Origin of the sequence: Bacillus seohaeanensis (genome assembly GCF_042684945.1) — a bacterium.
Classification (GTDB): Bacteria; Bacillota; Bacilli; order Bacillales; family Bacillaceae_B; genus Rossellomorea; species Rossellomorea seohaeanensis.
In genome coordinates, this window is sequence record NZ_JBHUMF010000015.1 from 52,290 (window position 1) to 70,663 (window position 18,374).

General features: G+C 39.3%; 20 protein-coding genes. 5 read left to right on the forward strand and 15 right to left on the reverse strand.

The window, feature by feature from the left end; translation table 11 throughout:
• Positions 1 to 148: 148 nt before the first annotated feature.
• Positions 149 to 652, reverse strand: coding sequence for a molybdopterin-guanine dinucleotide biosynthesis protein B (mobB, locus tag ACFSUL_RS06300; protein WP_377933705.1), 504 nt, complete (start codon positions 650 to 652; stop codon positions 149 to 151).
• 129 nt (positions 653 to 781) lie between these two features.
• Here mobB and moaC point away from each other — a divergent pair, with 129 nt between their 5' ends.
• On the forward strand, positions 782 to 1,267 hold the full coding sequence (gene moaC / locus ACFSUL_RS06305) for a cyclic pyranopterin monophosphate synthase MoaC (RefSeq protein WP_377933707.1): 486 nt from the start codon (positions 782 to 784) through the stop codon (positions 1,265 to 1,267).
• A 40-nt stretch (positions 1,268 to 1,307) separates the two neighbouring features.
• On the opposite strand, the gene modB is transcribed toward moaC, so the two are convergent.
• The 8 genes from modB to moaA form a co-directional block, all read right to left on the reverse strand.
• Positions 1,308 to 1,967: a molybdate ABC transporter permease subunit gene (gene modB / locus ACFSUL_RS06310; protein ID WP_377933709.1), complete on the reverse strand. Its 660-nt coding sequence runs from the start codon at positions 1,965 to 1,967 to the stop codon at positions 1,308 to 1,310.
• 22 nt (positions 1,968 to 1,989) lie between these two features.
• Positions 1,990 to 2,763, reverse strand: a complete 774-nt coding sequence (modA, locus tag ACFSUL_RS06315; protein WP_377933710.1) for a molybdate ABC transporter substrate-binding protein — start codon at positions 2,761 to 2,763, stop codon at positions 1,990 to 1,992.
• Between the two features lie 126 nt (positions 2,764 to 2,889).
• Positions 2,890 to 3,399 (reverse strand): MogA/MoaB family molybdenum cofactor biosynthesis protein, encoded by a 510-nt coding sequence (locus ACFSUL_RS06320; RefSeq protein WP_377933712.1) that lies wholly within the window; start codon positions 3,397 to 3,399, stop codon positions 2,890 to 2,892.
• A gap of 20 nt (positions 3,400 to 3,419) precedes the next feature.
• A complete protein-coding gene (moaD, locus tag ACFSUL_RS06325) occupies positions 3,420 to 3,653 on the reverse strand; it encodes a molybdopterin converting factor subunit 1 (protein WP_377933714.1) in 234 nt (77 codons plus the stop codon).
• Between the two features lie 15 nt (positions 3,654 to 3,668).
• Positions 3,669 to 4,124: a molybdenum cofactor biosynthesis protein MoaE gene (locus ACFSUL_RS06330; RefSeq protein WP_377933716.1), complete on the reverse strand. Its 456-nt coding sequence runs from the start codon at positions 4,122 to 4,124 to the stop codon at positions 3,669 to 3,671.
• 73 nt (positions 4,125 to 4,197) lie between these two features.
• Positions 4,198 to 5,460, reverse strand: a complete 1,263-nt coding sequence (locus ACFSUL_RS06335; protein ID WP_377933718.1) for a molybdopterin molybdotransferase MoeA — start codon at positions 5,458 to 5,460, stop codon at positions 4,198 to 4,200.
• Positions 5,461 to 5,577: 117 nt separating this feature from the next.
• A complete protein-coding gene (locus ACFSUL_RS06340; protein ID WP_377934195.1) occupies positions 5,578 to 6,591 on the reverse strand; it encodes a MoeB/ThiF family adenylyltransferase in 1,014 nt (337 codons plus the stop codon).
• A 54-nt stretch (positions 6,592 to 6,645) separates the two neighbouring features.
• Positions 6,646 to 7,656 (reverse strand): GTP 3',8-cyclase MoaA, encoded by a 1,011-nt coding sequence (moaA, locus tag ACFSUL_RS06345; RefSeq protein WP_377933720.1) that lies wholly within the window; start codon positions 7,654 to 7,656, stop codon positions 6,646 to 6,648.
• 154 nt (positions 7,657 to 7,810) lie between these two features.
• Between moaA and ACFSUL_RS06350 the strand changes: the two genes are divergently transcribed.
• Complete coding sequence (locus ACFSUL_RS06350) at positions 7,811 to 8,521, forward strand: Crp/Fnr family transcriptional regulator (protein WP_377933722.1); 711 nt, start codon at positions 7,811 to 7,813, stop codon at positions 8,519 to 8,521.
• A gap of 143 nt (positions 8,522 to 8,664) precedes the next feature.
• Positions 8,665 to 9,201 (forward strand): hypothetical protein, encoded by a 537-nt coding sequence (locus tag ACFSUL_RS06355; protein WP_377933724.1) that lies wholly within the window; start codon positions 8,665 to 8,667, stop codon positions 9,199 to 9,201.
• A 573-nt stretch (positions 9,202 to 9,774) separates the two neighbouring features.
• Here the strand turns inward: ACFSUL_RS06355 and ACFSUL_RS06360 are convergent.
• The 6 genes from ACFSUL_RS06360 to ACFSUL_RS06385 form a co-directional block, all read right to left on the reverse strand.
• Positions 9,775 to 10,017, reverse strand: a complete 243-nt coding sequence (locus ACFSUL_RS06360; protein WP_071411765.1) for a hypothetical protein — start codon at positions 10,015 to 10,017, stop codon at positions 9,775 to 9,777.
• A 264-nt stretch (positions 10,018 to 10,281) separates the two neighbouring features.
• The gene (locus ACFSUL_RS06365; protein WP_071411764.1) at positions 10,282 to 10,473 is read right to left on the reverse strand and encodes a hypothetical protein; all 192 of its coding nucleotides are present in this window, start codon (positions 10,471 to 10,473) and stop codon (positions 10,282 to 10,284) included.
• Positions 10,466 to 10,996: a QcrA and Rieske domain-containing protein gene (locus ACFSUL_RS06370; RefSeq protein WP_377933727.1), complete on the reverse strand. Its 531-nt coding sequence runs from the start codon at positions 10,994 to 10,996 to the stop codon at positions 10,466 to 10,468. The genes ACFSUL_RS06365 and ACFSUL_RS06370 overlap by 8 nt, the downstream gene beginning before the upstream one ends.
• 24 nt (positions 10,997 to 11,020) lie before the next feature.
• A complete protein-coding gene (locus ACFSUL_RS06375; protein ID WP_071411763.1) occupies positions 11,021 to 11,563 on the reverse strand; it encodes a 4Fe-4S dicluster domain-containing protein in 543 nt (180 codons plus the stop codon).
• Between the two features lie 26 nt (positions 11,564 to 11,589).
• Positions 11,590 to 13,713 (reverse strand): formate dehydrogenase subunit alpha, encoded by a 2,124-nt coding sequence (gene fdhF / locus ACFSUL_RS06380; protein WP_377933729.1) that lies wholly within the window; start codon positions 13,711 to 13,713, stop codon positions 11,590 to 11,592.
• Complete coding sequence (locus tag ACFSUL_RS06385; RefSeq protein ID WP_377933731.1) at positions 13,710 to 14,885, reverse strand: MFS transporter; 1,176 nt, start codon at positions 14,883 to 14,885, stop codon at positions 13,710 to 13,712. The genes fdhF and ACFSUL_RS06385 overlap by 4 nt, the downstream gene beginning before the upstream one ends.
• Positions 14,886 to 15,428: 543 nt before the next feature.
• On the opposite strand from ACFSUL_RS06385, the gene ACFSUL_RS06390 reads away from it, so the two are divergent.
• A complete protein-coding gene (locus tag ACFSUL_RS06390) occupies positions 15,429 to 16,166 on the forward strand; it encodes an Mrp/NBP35 family ATP-binding protein (protein ID WP_377933733.1) in 738 nt (245 codons plus the stop codon).
• A 230-nt stretch (positions 16,167 to 16,396) separates the two neighbouring features.
• Positions 16,397 to 18,106, forward strand: a complete 1,710-nt coding sequence (locus ACFSUL_RS06395) for a methyl-accepting chemotaxis protein (protein ID WP_377933735.1) — start codon at positions 16,397 to 16,399, stop codon at positions 18,104 to 18,106.
• The last annotated feature ends 268 nt before the right edge of the window (positions 18,107 to 18,374 follow it).

An 18,374-nucleotide genomic window follows, 5' to 3' on the forward strand; every position in this document is an offset into this window, starting at 1 on the left:
AATCTGCTTTTCTATTATACGTTTATGAAGCTGGTAAAGTTTCAACTGTAAAACTAGCAGGAAGGTAGCTCCCGAGTCTCACCACAGGGTTCCTCAAAGAATATACCTTCTATTTATTTCTTCATAAAAGAGGAAATCCCTTTCTCCCTTAGCAATATTGTTTCAAGAACCACTGCACCACTAAGTCTTGACGTTGTCTTGGAAAAAATGCAAATTGTTCTTTCGTATGTATGTCAAAAGGAGCAATAACCGCAATAATATTTTGCAAGTTCTCTAGCAATGGAAGGTCCTGCTCATCCCTCAGAAGGACAATCTTTGGATAATTCTCGTTTTTAAACCCTTCTAAAACTAATAAATCTATATCTACAAGAGAATAGAACGCAAGGATTTTTTCTAGCGTCCAATTTTCTTGTTGAATCGCTAACTGCAGCACACCATCCCCTTCTACACCAGAGACAACTGCCCCCGCCTGCCAGTGACGTGCACTATCAGTTTGCTCAACTTGTGTTGGTTTCCCTCCATGACCATGATGTTTGCATGAGGCTACTTTCCACCCTGCTTTCCTAGCAGATTCAATTAGTTCACATGCTAATGTCGTTTTGCCACTATTTTTATAGCCAACAACTTGTATAATTGAAAACGGTAGATTCATGTAATCACTCCTAGTAACGTCATTTTTTAGTATATCACTGATTAATCTGTACAATGTGACCGAATTCACATGACTATTTGTTCTACTTCGTTATAATAGAGGAAAAGCTAAATTTTTGAGGTGATTATGTTGGGAGAGTTCACACATTTTAATGAGCAAGGACGAGCAAAGATGGTTGATATTACGGACAAACAGGTGACTGATCGAAAAGCCCTTGCATGCTCTAGTATTAAGGTTAATGAAGAAACGTATCAGAAGATTATTCAACATGATTTTGCCAAGGGAGATGTCCTTGCCGTTGCCCAAGTGGCAGGAGTGATGGCAGCAAAACAAACAGCGAATATTATTCCAATGTGCCATCCAATCCCAATTAGCGGTGTTAATATTAGCTTCGAGTGGGATACGCTTGAGGAGAATGAGTACGAATTACATATCCAAGTCGAGGTAAAGACAAAAGGAAGTACTGGTGTTGAAATGGAAGCTTTAACGTCTGCATCCGCAACTGCACTAACTGTGTATGATATGTGCAAGTCTGTCGATAAAGGAATGGTAATTGGTCCTACCTATTTAATGGAAAAAACCGGTGGGAAAAACGGAGATTTTAAAAGAGGATAACGACCTTTAAGGGAACCTCACTGCGTATAGGGTTCCCTTTTTAATTTCGATTCACTCGATTAATTACGATAAGAAATAAAAAGGAAAGAGCAATACTAATAAATACATATTTCCACGCAAGTTCCGTATCACCAGATTCGAGTGCGACATAAATAGCAGTCGAGATTGTTTGCGTTTTTCCAGGAATATTTCCTGCAAACATAAGGGTTGCCCCAAACTCTCCTAATGCTCTCGTGAAACTTAGTATGACCCCTGTCATAAGCGAACGCCACGCGAGCGGAATGTTTATTTTTGTAAACACCATCCATTCTGATGCACCGTCCACCCTTGCTGCCGCTTCAATATCCAAATCAATCGAAGAAAAACCCGCTTTTGCAGATTGATACATTAGTGGAAAAGCCACCACAGCCGCCGCAAGTACTGCCGCAAACTGTGTAAACATAATCGATTGACCAAAAACATTTTCAATTCCTCGTCCAATCGGACTGTTCATACCGAAAACAATTAACAATAAAAATCCTAAAACGGAAGGTGGCAAAACAAGCGGCAAAACGAATAATGTTTCCACTACCGTTTTGCCTGGAAATGCTTTTTTATTAAATTGATAGGATAAAAATACGGCTAGTACAAAGGTTCCTATCGTTGCAATCATAGCTACTACTAACGATAGCCTAACAGGAAACCAAAACGATTCAATCATTCAAACCACCTTCTGTCTATAATCAGTTGCTGCTAGTAAATCCATAGTTTTCAAAAATAGATTGGTTGCTAGGACTTGTTATATAATCATAAAAAATTTTCGCTTCCTTGCTATGTTTACTAGTAGAGATAATCGACGCGTAATATTCAATTTTCGAATGTTTAGCAGGGTTAATTTCTTGTAAAATTTTCACCGAATCACCTGCACTCGATAAATCACTTTTATACACAATACCTGCCTCTACTGCCCCTTCTTCTACTAATGTTAGTACGTGGCGAACATCCTTCGCAAAAATAAATTGCTGTTGCAAAGCATCCCATACTTCCATATTTTCTAACGCTTCTTTTGCATAGGTTCCAGCTGGCACAACATCAGGTGTCCCTACTGCAACCTTTTTATTCGTTGAAAGAAGATCCTCAATTGAATTCAACCTTGCTTGCTTTTGCGAAATAACAACCAATTCATTCGTCAAAAAAACATTTCCTTCATTACGAGCAATTAATTCCTTATGGACTAATTCTTCATAATCTTCTCGAGAAGCCGATAAAAAAACATCAATCGGTGCTCCTTGTTCTATCTGTCTCCGTAATGCTCCTGTACTGCCAAAGTTGAATGTTACTTGAATATCAGGATAGTCTTTCTCCAATTGTTTCTTTAAATCTAGAACACTATCTTTTAAGCTTGCAGCTGCCGAAACCGTTAATGTCTCCGACTCGTTTGATTCTGTTTGCTTGCTTTGACAACCACTTAATACGAGTAAAAACATACAAAGTGTGAGTATCAAACTTTTTTTCATACGACCATTCCTTTTTAGTGTCAGCGACTAAGACTTTCAGGAGCTTCTAGAAGCTCCTGAAAGTTTGAATTACACCCTAGATAAGTTTCCCAAAAGTCACCTTTAAATAAGACGCTACCACCTTTTCTACAAATCTTTTTTCATTTCCATCACAATATGCCCAAGCTCTGGGATAATAAGTTTCTCCATCGCTAATCTTACTGCCCCAGTAGAGCCTGGCATTGAAAAAATGACAGTAGTATCAGAAACTCCTGCGATTGCCCGGGAAAGGATAGCCGCTGAACCAATATCTAGCTCGTAGCTTAAATAACGAAAGATTTCCCCAAATCCCACTAATTCTTTATCTAATAATGGCTGAATCGTTTCAATTGTGACATCGCGCTTCGCAATGCCTGTCCCCCCATTTAACAAAACGGCATCAATCAAAGGATTCTCTATTCCGGCTTTGACAGATGCTTTAATTCTGTCTTTTTCATCCGCAACAATCTCATAATCTTCTATTATATGCCCTTCTTGTAGTAGCAACTCTTTCAATAGCTTTCCACTTTTATCTGTATCTACTGTCCTTGTATCGCTTACGGTAATGATTTTACAGCTCACTTTTTGAGGGGATTGCTTTCGATGATTTTTTAGCACTCCATTTCCTCCTTTCTTCATCAGCCTCCACTTACAGGAGGAATAAATGCGACAACATCACCTGTTTGAATAGAGTCTACATCGGTTGCGTACTGCTCGTTAATAGCCGTCATTGCTTTGTCCAAGTGCGATACGCTGTAATGACTATTTATCCATGCTTTTAACTCTTCTACCGTCATATTCTCTGACTCAATCTGCAATTCTGTTTTCCCTATCTCTTCTTGAAGGTGAGCAAATAACAACACTTTTATCATATATCTCATTCCTTTTTAGTATGGTTTTCCATCAGGATATTGCGTTTGTTCTAGTTGGTCTCCAATCCATGTTTCGCCGTCTTCCCAATGCTCTTTTTTCCATATTGGCACAATCTGTTTTATTCGTTCGATAGCATATTCATTTGCTTCATACGCTATTTTTCTATGGGGAGAAGAAACCGCAATAACAACAGCGATATCCGATATCTGTAGATGCCCGACTCGGTGGCTGATCGCCGTTTGTGCAGTAGGCCATTTCTCTTTAATTTCGCCCCCAATTTGCTCAAGCATTTTCACTGCCATTGACGCATACGCTTGATACTCTAAAGATAGGGTTCTTCTTCCTTTTGTCCACTCCCGTACGGTTCCAATGAACGTTGTGATTGCCCCCGCTTCTCTTCGCTCAACCTTTTTTACAATTTCCTCGACTTTTATTGGCTCGTCGACTATTTCAAATAACTCTTTTTTCATAACGATTCATTCCTTATTTTAAAATAATAACACATTGACCGGATGAATTTATTGGCGAAAACCGGAAAGCCACCTAAATTCTAGAACGTCCCTGCTGGTCATCCAGCAATAAAACGTCGACCTTCATTCCTCGTTCGAACCCTCTTGTCCCACCAGGAAGCATGATGAACACATCTGCCGTTGCTAATGAAGAAACAACGCCCGACTTATCTAATCCAGACGGAATTGCAACTAACTGACCATCTTCGTATGAAAGAGCTCCTCTCACAAAACGAGTAAATGGATTCGGTTTCGGAAAATCACTTCCAAGAACAGCTGTTTCTTTCCGTAAATGAGGATTTACACTTTGTAAAAACGTCCGAATAACTGGTCGTGTAAAAAGCTCAAATCCTACATAGCAAGCAGAAGGATTTCCTGATAGCCCAAATAGTAATTTTCCATTTAGCTCGGCAACAGTTGTCACACTGCCTGGTCTCATTCCTATCTTATTAAATAGAACAGTTGCTTCTAATTTTTTATAAATCTCCGGTAAATAGTCAAAATCACCTACCGACACTCCACCTGTTGTAATAAGGATATCCACCTTATCTAGTGACTCTTTTACCTGCCCGTAACAAAGCTCGAGATCATCGCTAAATTGTCCAAGATAAATTGGTGTTGCCCCTGCACGTTCAATTTGCGATAACATCATGTATGTATTACTATTTCGAATTTTTCCTGGTTGCAGGGGTTCGTTAATTTCGAGTAACTCGCTTCCTGTCGCAATGACTCCAACTGTTGGCTTCACACTGACAGGTACATCTTTGTAGCCGAAAGTCGCCAACAATGCGGCAATTCCCGGATTAATATATGTTCCTTTTTTTGCTAATACGGTACCTTTTTTCGTATCTTCACCTTTAAAGGAAATATTGTCGCCTGATTTATAAGACCGCTTCAGCCGAATGAACTTTTTTCCATTTTCCTCAAACTCCTCCGCTAATTCAAGCATGACGACTGCATCACAGCCTGTTGGAATTTGTGCACCGGTCATAATTCGTACTGCTTCAAAAACACCGACTTCTTCTTCATGCACACTTCCTGCACCAATTTCACCGACAATTTCCAACACTACAGGATTCTCTCTCGTAGTTCCCGTTGTACCTTCCGCTCGAATCGCAAAGCCATCATATGGAGAGCGATTAAAGAAAGGAACATCATGATCGGCTATCAAATCCTCTCCTAAAAAACGACCAAACGCCTTCTCAATATCAACGAATTCGGTTTTGCCACTTGTAGCAAACTCCATCACTCGATCTACTGCATCTTCTACTGTAATTGGTGTTCGTTTTTCTAGCATCCTAAAACCTCCACTCCTTACCCGTATTAACTGACGGCAGTCTCTCGGTCTTCGGGTACCGTCGGTTGATTCCCCTATCCATCAATAGAAAAAATGCTCCATTGATGGAAGTTCCCTTTACCCGACTAATCGGTAATAAATACTTTTTGCTTTTTCAATATTATTCGTTCCATGCACAAACGTACGTCCATCTTGAAAAAAGACAATTCTATAAGACTCATATATTACTGATACAAGATAGGGATTTCGTTTTACCTCACCGAATGAAGCAAGTCTCTCAACTAATTCATCTAAAGATTCAGTTGCATGTTTCGGACGAATTTGGACGGTATCCCGACCACAAAGCACCTCTGTTTTCGTTTGATATTCATAACTTAGATGCGGATAGGTCGGAGCCACTCCACAGGACGGGCAATTTTCTTTTTTCGCCTTTTCAACGTTCATTGTATAATGTTGATTATTCCATAAATCAAATGTCACTAAAGATGGACGAATCGCTTGGTAATCTTCTACTAAAAGTTTTAATACCTCTGTTGTTTGATATGCAGCAACAACTTGAACGGCCGGGGAAATGACCCCTGCGGTATCACAAGTAGCTCCAGCAATTGGCGCCGCATTCAAAAGGCATTGTAAACAAGGCGTCTTCTGCGGAAGAATTGTATAGCTCATCCCCGTACTACTGACACATGAGCCATATACCCACGGAATGTTATGTTTTTGCGTTAAATCATTTATGATAAGGCGAATATCGAAATTGTCGGTTGCATCTACCACCACATCAACATCTTTCAGTAGTGGTGCCAATGACTCACTCGTCGCATCCATGACAACCGCTTGTATATCGACACTAGAATTCACTTGAGTTAATCGTTTTTTTGCAGCAATCGCCTTTGGTAAACCCTCAGAAGCATCTTGTTCACTATACAATTGTTGCCGCTGAAGATTACTCCACTCGACATAATCGCGGTCAATAATCGTAATTTTCCCAACACCTGCACGCACCAGTGATTCAGCATTCGACGTGCCCAAAGCTCCAGCACCAACCACTAAGACATGACGCTCAGAAATTTTCGCCTGCCCGCTAGTTCCAATCGGCTTAAATAATTGCTGTCGTGAATAGCGTTCTTTCACCACAAGTCTTCCCTTCTACTTCTTTTTTGAGATACCTATAATTTTTTATAACGATCAACCGCCAATATAAGACATCTCAATTTTTTTACGGTTTTTCACCGTTTCTTCCGTTCTTTCCGCTGAATATTGATCACTTCTTCGTTCCCAATTACCAATAATTTTGTCTTTAAGTTCGTTATCGTCCATCCCAGAACGAAGTAACGTTTTTAAATCAAATCCATTTGTCGCGAATAGACAATTATAAAAATGACCATCTGCTGCGATTCTTCCCCGCGTACAACTCGAGCAGAATGACTCCGAAACAGAAGTAATAAAACCAACTTCTGTATTCGTACCTTTATAGCGATACCGTTTTGCTACTTCGCCTAAATACGCTGGCTCAATTGGCTCTAGCACATGTTCTGTCTGCAAAAGGTCAAATAACTCTTGCTTTGTTACAACGTGAGAAAAATCCCAACCGTTCGTTTGACCGACATCCATAAACTCAATAAATCGGAGTGTAATTCCACGTTCTTTAAAAAGCCCTGCCATCGGTAAAATTTCTTGGTCATTCATTCCTTTTTTGACGACCATATTTATTTTTACTTCCATCCCTACGTCAACCGCTTTATCAATTCCTTTTAAAACAAAAGAAGTATTCACACCACGGTCATTTATCGATTTGAATACAGTATCATCCAATGCATCTAAACTAATATTAACTCGATTTAGTCCAGCTTTCTTCAAATTTTCTGCTTGCTTCACAAGATGGATACCATTCGTTGTTAACCCTAAATCATTCAAGCCATCTATTTTCGTTAATTTATTAATTAGTACGTCAATATCCTTGCGCAAAAGTGGTTCGCCACCTGTTAATCGAATCTTCTTTACACCAAGTTCCACAAAAATATTCGCAAGTCGTTCGATTTCTTCAAATGATAACAAGTGTTCCTTTGGCATAAACACATGGTCTTTCCCAAATAGTTCTTTTGGCATACAATACGTACAACGAAAATTACAGCGATCCGTCACAGAAATTCTCAAATCCTGAAGGGGGCGCTTGCGTTTGTCTACGATATCTTTCATTCGTACCCTCTCCTTTCACCCGGTAATTTTTTTAAAAAATAATATTCTTTTATCTAATTATTGGCTATTGTATTCTAGTTACTTTCCATATAAAATAATCTACTAGTATAATAGTACCTCAATTATACGTTTAACTAAACTACTCCTTGGAGTGATGAACTTGAATACGAAAAACGATCTTCATTTACTATCTAATAATCTTCGTGATTTTCTCATATCAGTCAGTACAAGCAAAAAAATAGCAAAAGGCAGCTATCTTTTCCAAGAAGGCATGGATGCCCATGAATTATATTTAATCAAATCCGGCTTAGTTCAAGTGACAAAACTTACAATTGATGGTGATGAACTCTCCATGCAGATTTGTTCTACAAATGATATTGTCGGTGAACTAACACTTTACGTTGATGATGCTAAATATATGCTTAATGCTAGTGCATTAGAAGAGATTGAAGTATATGCCATCAATAAAGAAATACTAGAAAAAGAATTTAGTAAAAACCCACCACTGGCATTTGAGTACATGAGATGGATGGGACTTCATCTCCAAAGAATACAATCCAAAATCCGTGACCTTGTTCTCAACGGCAAAAAAGGTGCCTTGTACTCGACACTCATTCGCTTATCTAATAGTTACGGCGTTCAGAAAAAGGACGGAATTTTAATTGACCTGCATCTAACAAATCAAGATTTAGCAAAATTTTGTGCTACTACTAGAGAAAGTGTCAACCGGATGCTAAGTGATTTACGAAAAAGAAAGATCATCACAATGGAAGCCTCAGGAAAAATGCTCATACACGATTTAGAACCTTTACGACTAGAAATTGGCTGTGAAAACTGTCCAATCGAAATATGTAATATCTTTTAAACTTGCCCCTCCTGTCTTTCGTCCAAACCTGTAATAATTATCACACCATTTTCCTTTTCATACCTTTATAATAATGAAAACAAGAAAACTTAGTAGTGATAAACTTCACACAAGGGTCTTACAACTAATGGAGGGAATAAAAAATGCTTTCGGTTTTACTTACATTCTCACAAAATAATAATCTCATAAAAATTCTTCAACAAGAAAACTTTAAAAAAGAAGCAACGTCTCTTGTTTATTGGAATCATACAAAAAAACTAATCACTGCAACTACTAGTGAGTCAAATTCTTCCATAAAATTAACATTCTCACCCGGTTTAAGCTTAGAAGAATACACAGAAATCCATCAAGTCATTGTTACGTTAGCAGAAAAATTAAATGCAGAAGTTGATGATCAAAAAGCTCTATTAGGTTACCTAAAGAATAGTGAAGGTGCCTACATCCTAACGAATTGGCAAAAGTGGTATGAATTTTTACAAGAGGCGAAATTTATCACGTTAAAAGGAAAAAAAATACGTGTGTTAGACGAAAACCAAATCGAAAAATCTTCTGGATTGTTTGTTCATTATAAATTAAATGAACAAACGAGAAATATTTGCGAATGTACCCTCATCACACTATTTGGCGAAAAAAAAATTACTGGTAATGATTTAACAATTGAACCAACAAACGAATGGTAAGAACAAAAGCGGAAGCGCCTTGAACAGCTCCTCTTATGACCCGAGGGGCTAGGCGCTGGAGCTAGATGTAAACTGTTCCAGTAGAAAAGTTATCCACATGCTAATATGTTATAGTTTCCCAACTAAGAACAAAAATGCCTGGTCTCTTCCTCTTTATTAGGGAGTGAAGAGTAACCAAGCATTTTTTAGGTTTTGGACATCTTGCTTTGATCTCATTCATCACTTTTGGGGTCTGGCACCTTGGGGTCTGACCCTTTCACCTCTTTTTGGGTCTGGCACCTCGGAGGCTGACCCTCTCACCTCTTTTTGGGTCTGGCACCTCGGGGTCTGGCCCTCTCACCTCTTTTTGGGTCTGGCACCTTGGGGTCTGACCCTCTCACCTCTTTTTGGGTCTTGCACCTTCGGGTCTGGCCCTCTCACCTCTTTGGGGGTCTGGCACCTCGGGGTCTGACCCTCTCACCTCTTTTGGGGTCTGGCACCTTTGTGTCTGGCCCTCTCACCTCTTTTTGGGTCTGGCACCTCGGGGTCTGGCACTTCCGGGTCTGGCCCTCTCACCTGTCCCCCCATTCCCCACTACAAGTTTTCTACTTCATCCTTTAATTGCTCCAACCTTTTTGCATTCCCTTCTGCAAAATTCTGCAGTCGTTCTTTTAACATTTTATTGTCATGAATTTTTTCCGCTGTCGTAATATAGTTTCTCATAAGATCATTTTCCACCTTATACGCGGACTCTAAGACATTTTTTAACGAAGCAGTGCTCATTATATCCTCGCGATCACCGTCTCGGTCATAGTCAAGATTATGATTCACATACATACCTCCCTTAATTACCCTTCGTTTTATTTTGTGTCATATCAAAATAATCATTCAGCATGGAGGGTTTTGTTTACGGACATCTACGGTCGACACTTCCCTTTCTGGGGCGTTTTACTTCACTCGGATTATATATTTTACCCGTTTTGGATTATTCCGCCGGTATTCTCGATTATTTCTTGCTCACTTCCCCAGTCAAATTCCATTACCTATTCTATAGCTCATAAAAAACACCTGGATTTAAGTAAAATCCAAGTGTTTCTCCCACTAACTATATTCTTTTTTTCTCCAAAACCAATACGTCAGGAAGCAGATAATCGATGATAGGACAGCAATGGCGGAATAAATCCATACATGCTCGTATTCCTGTCCATAGTATGCTTCGATCGTCCATTGTAGCATGACGACATTTACTGCAAGCGTAATAACGATGAAAATCCACGTCATTTTTTTACTCATGTCTAATCTTCCTTCCGACAGCGAAGATTGCTCCATCCTTTACTTGAAGCTCAATAAGTGGGAGCTCCCGCTGTGGAGGACCTGCAAGTGGATGGCCATTATCTAGGCTAAAGTATCCTTTATGACAGGGACAAAGTAGAACGGATTCTTCTTTTTCGTAAAATACTGGGCATTGCAGATGTGTACATTTATTATTATAGGCTTTTAGTTCACCTTGTTTTGTGTGAACGAGTATTGCCGGATCGTCTTTTGTTGGGTAAGTAAAATTCATCGAACTGTCTTTCGGTACGTCGGAAAGGTTCGCCACAAATACCCGATTTGAATCATCTTTTTTACTATTTAAGGCTAGAACAGAAAATGGTAAGGTTGCAAGACCGATAGCAACGGATGCCCCTACGGTTGATTTTAGAAACGCTCGCCGATTATACTTAACATCATCATCGCGGTTAAGGTTATCCACTAAGTTAATCATATCATCGTTTGAATCTTTTTTATTTCTTCCTAGTTTTTTGTCTTCTGCCATCTCGAGAACACACTTCCCTTCTTATTAATCTGTATAAACTCCGAAGAATTCCGGTACATACTCCCACTTGTTTCCTTCTTGTGGTTTCTTCCCTTCTACTAAATTCATCTGCGTACGACTGCGACGTAATTGTTGCATTTCCTCAAAATCTATAAAACGAATCGCATCACTTGGACACACAGAAGCACACATTGGCGCAATATCATGTTTCGAACGGTCATAACACATATCACATTTATACATTTTATTTTCTTCAAAATCGAACTTTGGAATTCCAAATGGGCAACCGAATGTACAGTTTCGGCAACCAATACATTTTTCTTCCATCGCCGATAACACGACACCTTCATCGGTGATTTGAATTGCATTTGCCGGACAAACTCGCGCACATGCTGGATCTTTACATTGCATGCATAACATCGGATACGTCTGACGGCTTTCTGTAAAATCAACATACTCCACATAGTTCCGCTCTTTCGCATCATGATCGCCACATTCACGGCAAGCAGCTTGACAAGCGCGACAACCGATACATCTTTCAAATTCTAAATACATGATTTTATTCATAGTCTTTACTCCCCCGTTCTCCAATATTAAAGCTTCTCTATTCTTACCGCACAAACTTTAAATTCAGGCATTCTAGATGTTGGATCTAATGCTGGATTTGTTAGTTGATTAACTGCTAATTCTTTTCCCCAATGATACGGAACAAACACAGTATCTCTTCGAATCGCTTTTGTTATTTTCGCTTTTACGACCATTTGTGATCTTGCTGTTACAAGTCTTACTTCCTCATCGTTTTCGATGTTGTACTTACTTGCAAGTGCTGGATGTAATTCTACATAAGGGTCTGGACATTGGTCATATAAGAACCCTACTCTTCTTGTTTGGTTTCCAGATAAATAATGGTAAACAACACGTCCTGTTGTTAAAAAGTTCGGATATTCCGTTGTTGGCGTTTCGTCTGCATCTTGCCATGGAACTGCTGCGAGATTTGCTTTGCCATCAGGTGTTCCAAATTCTTCTGTAAACATTGTTGGTGTCCCTGGATGATCTTCGGATGGACATGGCCAAAACACACCATTCTCCTTGTCAATTCGTTCCCAAGTGATACCGTAGTAATCCGCTTTTCCGCCTTTACTTGCGACACGGAATTCTTCAAAAATTTCACGAGAAGTTTTATATGGAAAATACTTGCCTTTCCCCATTCGCTCTGCAATTAGACTAAGGATCTCCCAGTCTGGCTTTGCGTCACCTAGTGGGTCTCTAACTTTACGAATACGAATGACACGACCTTCTAGGTTTGTTGTCGTACCGTCATCTTCCGCCCATGTTGTTGCAGGGAGCACCACATCTGCAAATTGTGCCGTCTCCGATAGGAAGAAATCACTCACAACAAGAAAATCTAATTTTTTAAAGCCATTCCAGATATGTTCAAGATTTGGTGCAGAGACTGCTGGGTTAGTACAGATAACATGCATGCCTTTGATCTCATCTTTTTGAATTTCATCAAACATTTCATACGCCGAAACACCTGGTTTTGGCATATCTTTCGGGTCAATTCCCCAAACTTTTGAAACATATTCGACCGCTTTTGGGTCCGTTAGTTTACGATATCCAGGTAAAAGGTCTGCTTTTTGTCCATGTTCCCTTCCTCCTTGGCCATTTCCTTGACCAGTAAACGTTGCAACACCAGAAGCAAATTTCCCAATTTGTCCACGGAGTAATGCCATGGATGTATATAATGCAACATTGTCTACACCTTTTATTTGTTGTTCAACACCACGAGCAAACATCACAACTGAACGTGGAGACATGCCGTAGATATGTGCAGCTTTAATAATTTTCTCGATGGATACACCCGTAATCTCAGAAGTGTATTCTGGTGTAAAAATTTCAACATTCGCTTTTAATTCTTCAAAGTTATTGCAGCGCTTTTGTACGTATTCATGATCTACATAACCTTCTTTGATTAAAATGTGAAGCATCCCGTTAGCAAGTGCCGAATCTGTTCCTGGTTTTAGGTCAAGGTGAACATCCGCTACCCGAGCTGTCGGTGTTTCACGAGGGTCCGCAACAATTAGTTTTGCCCCTTTGTCTTTTGCTTTCCATAGCCATTGAATACTTGTAGGGTGACACTCTGCTGTATTAGACCCTGCAATAAAGAAACAATCCGTATGTTCGAGTTCTGGCCACGGTACTGTTGAACCGCGATCTATTCCTAATGTTTTTAAAAATCCACCAGCAGCAGAACTCATGCAGAAACGACCATTATAATCGACGAAACGTGTACCAAGTCCAACGCGGGCATATTTACCAACAAGATAACATTTTTCATTTGTCATCGATACGCCACCAAATACGGCGACGGAATCTTTTCCATTTTCTTTTTGCAGTCGTTTAAAATTCTTCTCAATAACATCGAGTGCTTCTTCCCAAGATGACTCTACAAATTTTCCATTTTTCTTAATAAGTGGCTTTAAGATACGATCCTCGTGTTCAACCGTTTGATAAGCCGTAACTCCTTTTGGACACATTTTCCCTTTCGTAACAGGCCAATCATATCTCGGTTCCACCCCAACAACTTTTCCTGACTTCTCATTGACACGAATATGCATCCCACATTGCATTCCACAATAGCAGCAATGGGTTGTAACAAGTCTTTCCCCTGGTTTACGTAAATTTTTCACTCCATCTTTTACTAGAAAATCACTCACTCTTCTTCTCCTCCTTCATCTCGATATTTCTTTAACTGTTCTTGTACATGTTTTGGTAAATGGTAATAGTCATCTGTACGGTTTTTACTAAAACCAGAAAGATGAATACCGTTCATCGTCGAGATTGGATTATCGGCCATTTGACTCTCTATATTCATCTGCTTCATCACGCGAATTCTTCTTCGGCACGGCAAGCAATAATCAGACAAGTACGTTCCATCTTCGAGTTGAAAATCAAATTGTTGTACTTCTAAAATACCTTTAACATCTGTGATTTGATCATCAGAACTATAGGTGTTTCCGCAAGCCATACACGGTCTTGTATCGACTCTTAGCTCCTCTTGATAGTTCATCGGCACTGCTGTCGCAAGTGGACGGATTGGTAAATGAAACAGTTTTCCAAATGGAAAATACACAAGCAAGACGACAACCGTTACTTGGTGAATCAATGTTAAATAAGGATGCATCCACCCATCTAAAAAAGCATACGAAACCGTTAAAATTAATCCAGTGGCTGTTACCGCAAATAGTAAAGCTAATGGAAAAATATCGAACTCTGCTCGTTGTGTTACTTTGACGTCTTGGTTCACAATTCTTCTGACTAACGCCATACAAACACCGATAAGCACCATGATTGCGGTTATATTTAGTCCGTTATAAACAAGCTCTGCGAAAATCCCATGTGCTTTCATTGTGATTGTCTCTATTCCCATCACAACAATGACATAATGTTCTGGGTCAATTAATTCAAAGTGCATCCACCCAAACGTTAACCCGAATGTGATTGCAAACGATCCTACACAGCCCCAAGCAATCATAAAATGTTGAATCCCGCGATAAATCCCACGTTTAAAAATAAACTTTTGCAGAAAAATATTCTCAAATGCTGTTTTTACAATCGAACCAATATTTCGTTTGACTCTTTTTCGCTCTCTCATATTTTTTATGCTTCGCTTCACTACTTGTCTAGTAGCTGGTCTAATTAACCATGAACACATTCTCACGGTAAGCCCAATCGCAAAGATTAATGAAGAAATTAAATATCCTAAAAGGGCCATATCAAAGTGCAAGAATTTCTCTGTCCCAATCCAAACTGTAAAAAATAGAAATAAAATGACGATAAAAGAATACTGACTTGCTTTTGAATAAAAAGAACGTTCAAACGTCTTCATTTATTCCCCTCCTGTTTTCGTTAATGTAGTTTCTAGGGGCTCGAGCTGTTTTCGTTTTTTGTGTGTTTGGTTTTAGCAGCTAGACCCTCGAGTCATAAGCCATTCATCCCCAAAAGGCCAAAAGCGCCTTTCCGGGATGCCTGTCTTATGCTTGTCGGGTCTGATCAAGCCGCTTTCACTTTTCGGTGTGTCTAGTTCCAGCGGCTAGACCCTCGAGTCATAAGCCATTCATCCCCAAAAGGCCAAAAGCGCCTTTCCGGGATGCCTGTCTTATACTTGTCGGGTCTGATCAAGCCGCTTTCACTTTTCGGTGTGACTTTTGTCATAATCATTAGGGATATATTTGTTTATGATAGGGATATAACGTTATTACGTGACTAACTATCATTATTGTAATCATTAGATTTTCATCCGACTGTGAAGTTTGTCACATGATAAAGAAAAATTATAAAAGCTTTTTTCTTCGTAGCGGGAGTTTTGGTGACTGGCACCATTCACTACAGTCTACGAAAAGGAGGCTTACTAACAAAAGAGGTGTTTTACATGTTATCAGGTTCTGTTATCGCGGTGACTAGTGGAAAAGGAGGCGTTGGTAAATCTACCGTCTCTGTCAATCTTGCAACAGCATTGGCTCGTTCAGGAAAAAATGTCGCCCTTATCGATCTCGATATTTATGGGTTTAGTGTCCCGAACATCATGAATATTTCAAGTAGACCAAAGACAATTAATCAAAAGATTATTCCTATTGAAGCACATGGTGTCAAAGTCATGTCGATGGGGTTTCTTATTAAAGGAAATGACCCCGTTGTTTGGAGAGGTCCGATGCTAGGAAAAATGGTAGAACATTTTACAAAGGATGTTATGTGGGGAGAATTAGATTATGTTATTCTCGATATGCCTCCAGGAACAGGTGATGTTGCATTGGACATGCATAACTTCATTCCGCAAAGTAAGGAAATTATTGTTACAACGCCTCACCAAACAGCAACACATGTAGCAGAGCGTGCCGGAACAATGGCGATAAAATCAGAGCATGAAATTATTGGTGTCGTCGAGAATATGTCCTACTTTCAACCAATAGAAGGGCAAGATAAATATTATTTATTCGGGAAAGGCGGCGGCGAAGCGTTAGCAGAGAATCTTCATACCGAAGTATTAGCGCGTCTTCCAATCCAAGAACCACAAGAAGGTTCACCAACGCCTGCCATTTATGAAGAGGGAACGCAACTTTATACTGAGTATAATAAGCTAGCTGCTAAGATTAACGAGTTGCATTCTTAAAGTGCGTTGTCCCCATGTTTTTTCTTTCATGGGGCTTCTCTTTTTATCTTAGGCTGTTTTCGTAAGGTTTGTTGTTTGTGGGGAATGGTCCGTTCCTTTCCACTGTGTTTTCCATTGGTGTTAACAGCAACAATCTTTTAAAAAATAGCCTATCTTTAAAAATACGAGACTACTATTTTAAATGAAGTAAGGGAAAGCCTATACATAGCTCTACGAACAGGGGGATTCTTATGGGAAAGATGCGAAAAACATTAACATGGCAATTAGGACGTATCATTATCGGAATTATTTTTATTTCTCTACTTATCACATCTATTGCCACATACATAACAGCCTATGACAAAATTTACGAGGCAGCTGGAATTGAAGCTTATGGCTGCGCAAATATCACGACTGGACTATTGAATCCAAGCGATATCGAGAAAATAAAGACAGGTGATTCACAGATAGCAGAAAAAGTTAGCGAGACGATAAACTGGACAATTGGTCATAAAGATATATTTGAAACACAGTATATTATTGATGTGAATGGTGAACTGTTAGCACTTGATGATAATTTACGTGAAGCTGGTTATGAAGTTGGTGATTCTTTTTACATCGATAAAGAAGCAATTTCTATGTTAGTAGAAGGAAAACACTCCACTTATTCCGAAATTTACGAGTTTGGTGGCATAAAGCGTCTATCCGGATATGCTCCAATTTTCAAAGATCATGACCCTTCAAAAGAAATTATTGCGATAAGTGTCATTGATTTTGATGCAAGCATTGTCACAGAACGGACTTGGGATGTTATTAGCGGTGGTTTGCTTATTGGAATTATCCCGATGATTATTGCTTCTGTCATCACTATTATTTTATTAAGAAGAAAAACAAAACCTATTTCTGCACTAATTAAGCAAGCAAAACAAGTAGCAGCTGGTAATCTAGCAGTAGAGAAATTAGAAATTCACCGTAAAGATGAAGTTGGTGAATTAGCAGAAACAGTAGATGTGATGACGACGAACTTGCAAGACATTATTTCTATTTTAAAGAAATCTTCCCATCAACTATCCAGTAATGCAAAAATTTCATCTACTTCCTTACAAGAAATGAATCTAGCATTACATCAAGTATCTACTAGCATGGAATCTGTAGCAACTGAAACAGCTCATGGAACGGAGCAAGGTGCAACTGCAGCGGAATCACTACAAAAATTAGTAACTTTTGTCCAATCCACAAAGGAAAAGGCAATTTCAAGCGTTCAAAATTCTACTAATACGCTGCAAACTGCTCAACATGGAAAAGAAAAAGTAATAGAAATTACAAGTAAGATGGACGGGATTAAAACGGCGACATTGGAAACGGAAAAAGCTATTAATCATTTAAACGCCTATACTTCTGAAATTAAGCGCATTACCGAAACGATTAACGGAATTGCTGGACAAACAAATCTACTCGCCTTAAACGCGTCGATTGAAGCAGCACGTGCCGGAGAAAACGGTAAAGGCTTTGCCGTCGTCGCGGATGAAGTTCGTAAACTAGCAGAGCAATCTAATAGAGAAGTCGCAAGTGTAGAAGAACTCGTATTAAAAATTACAGACGGCATTCAAAAAACGGTAAAATCGATACATGAGAGCAGAAACAGCGTTGAACAGGGAGAAAACGCTGTACATGAAACTGGCACTGCTCTTGAAGATATATTAAAAGAAGTAACGAAAACGGTGCATGATATTAATGAAATTGCTTCGATAACAACAGAAGAAACAACAATTTCTAAAGAGACAAATGATAAAATTCAACAACTAGTAAAGGCGATGGAAAATGTTGCAGCACACACCATGGAAGTGTCGGCAGCAACCGAGCAATCGACTGCATCTATCGAAGAAATTACTAACCATTCCAATGACACCGTCGAAATGGCAACAGACCTAAATGAGATTGTAGAAAAGTTTAATGTATAGGCTCTTTTCTCATAGATTGTTGTTTTTACTTATAAATTAAGACCGTTGATTTCCGCTACGGACACAAGATTCCGCGGGGAGGAATGGGAGTCTCCTCGGCTTCGTCTTGCACTCCAATCAACAGTTAGAACAAGTTAAAAAGAAGAACAAATTTTATGAAGACTTATAAAAAAACCGAACTAATTCGCCTTCAAATGAAAGAATTAATTCGGTTTTTTATTCACCTAGAACACATTTGTCCCAGCCCCATTTTACTTTGGAATAGGGG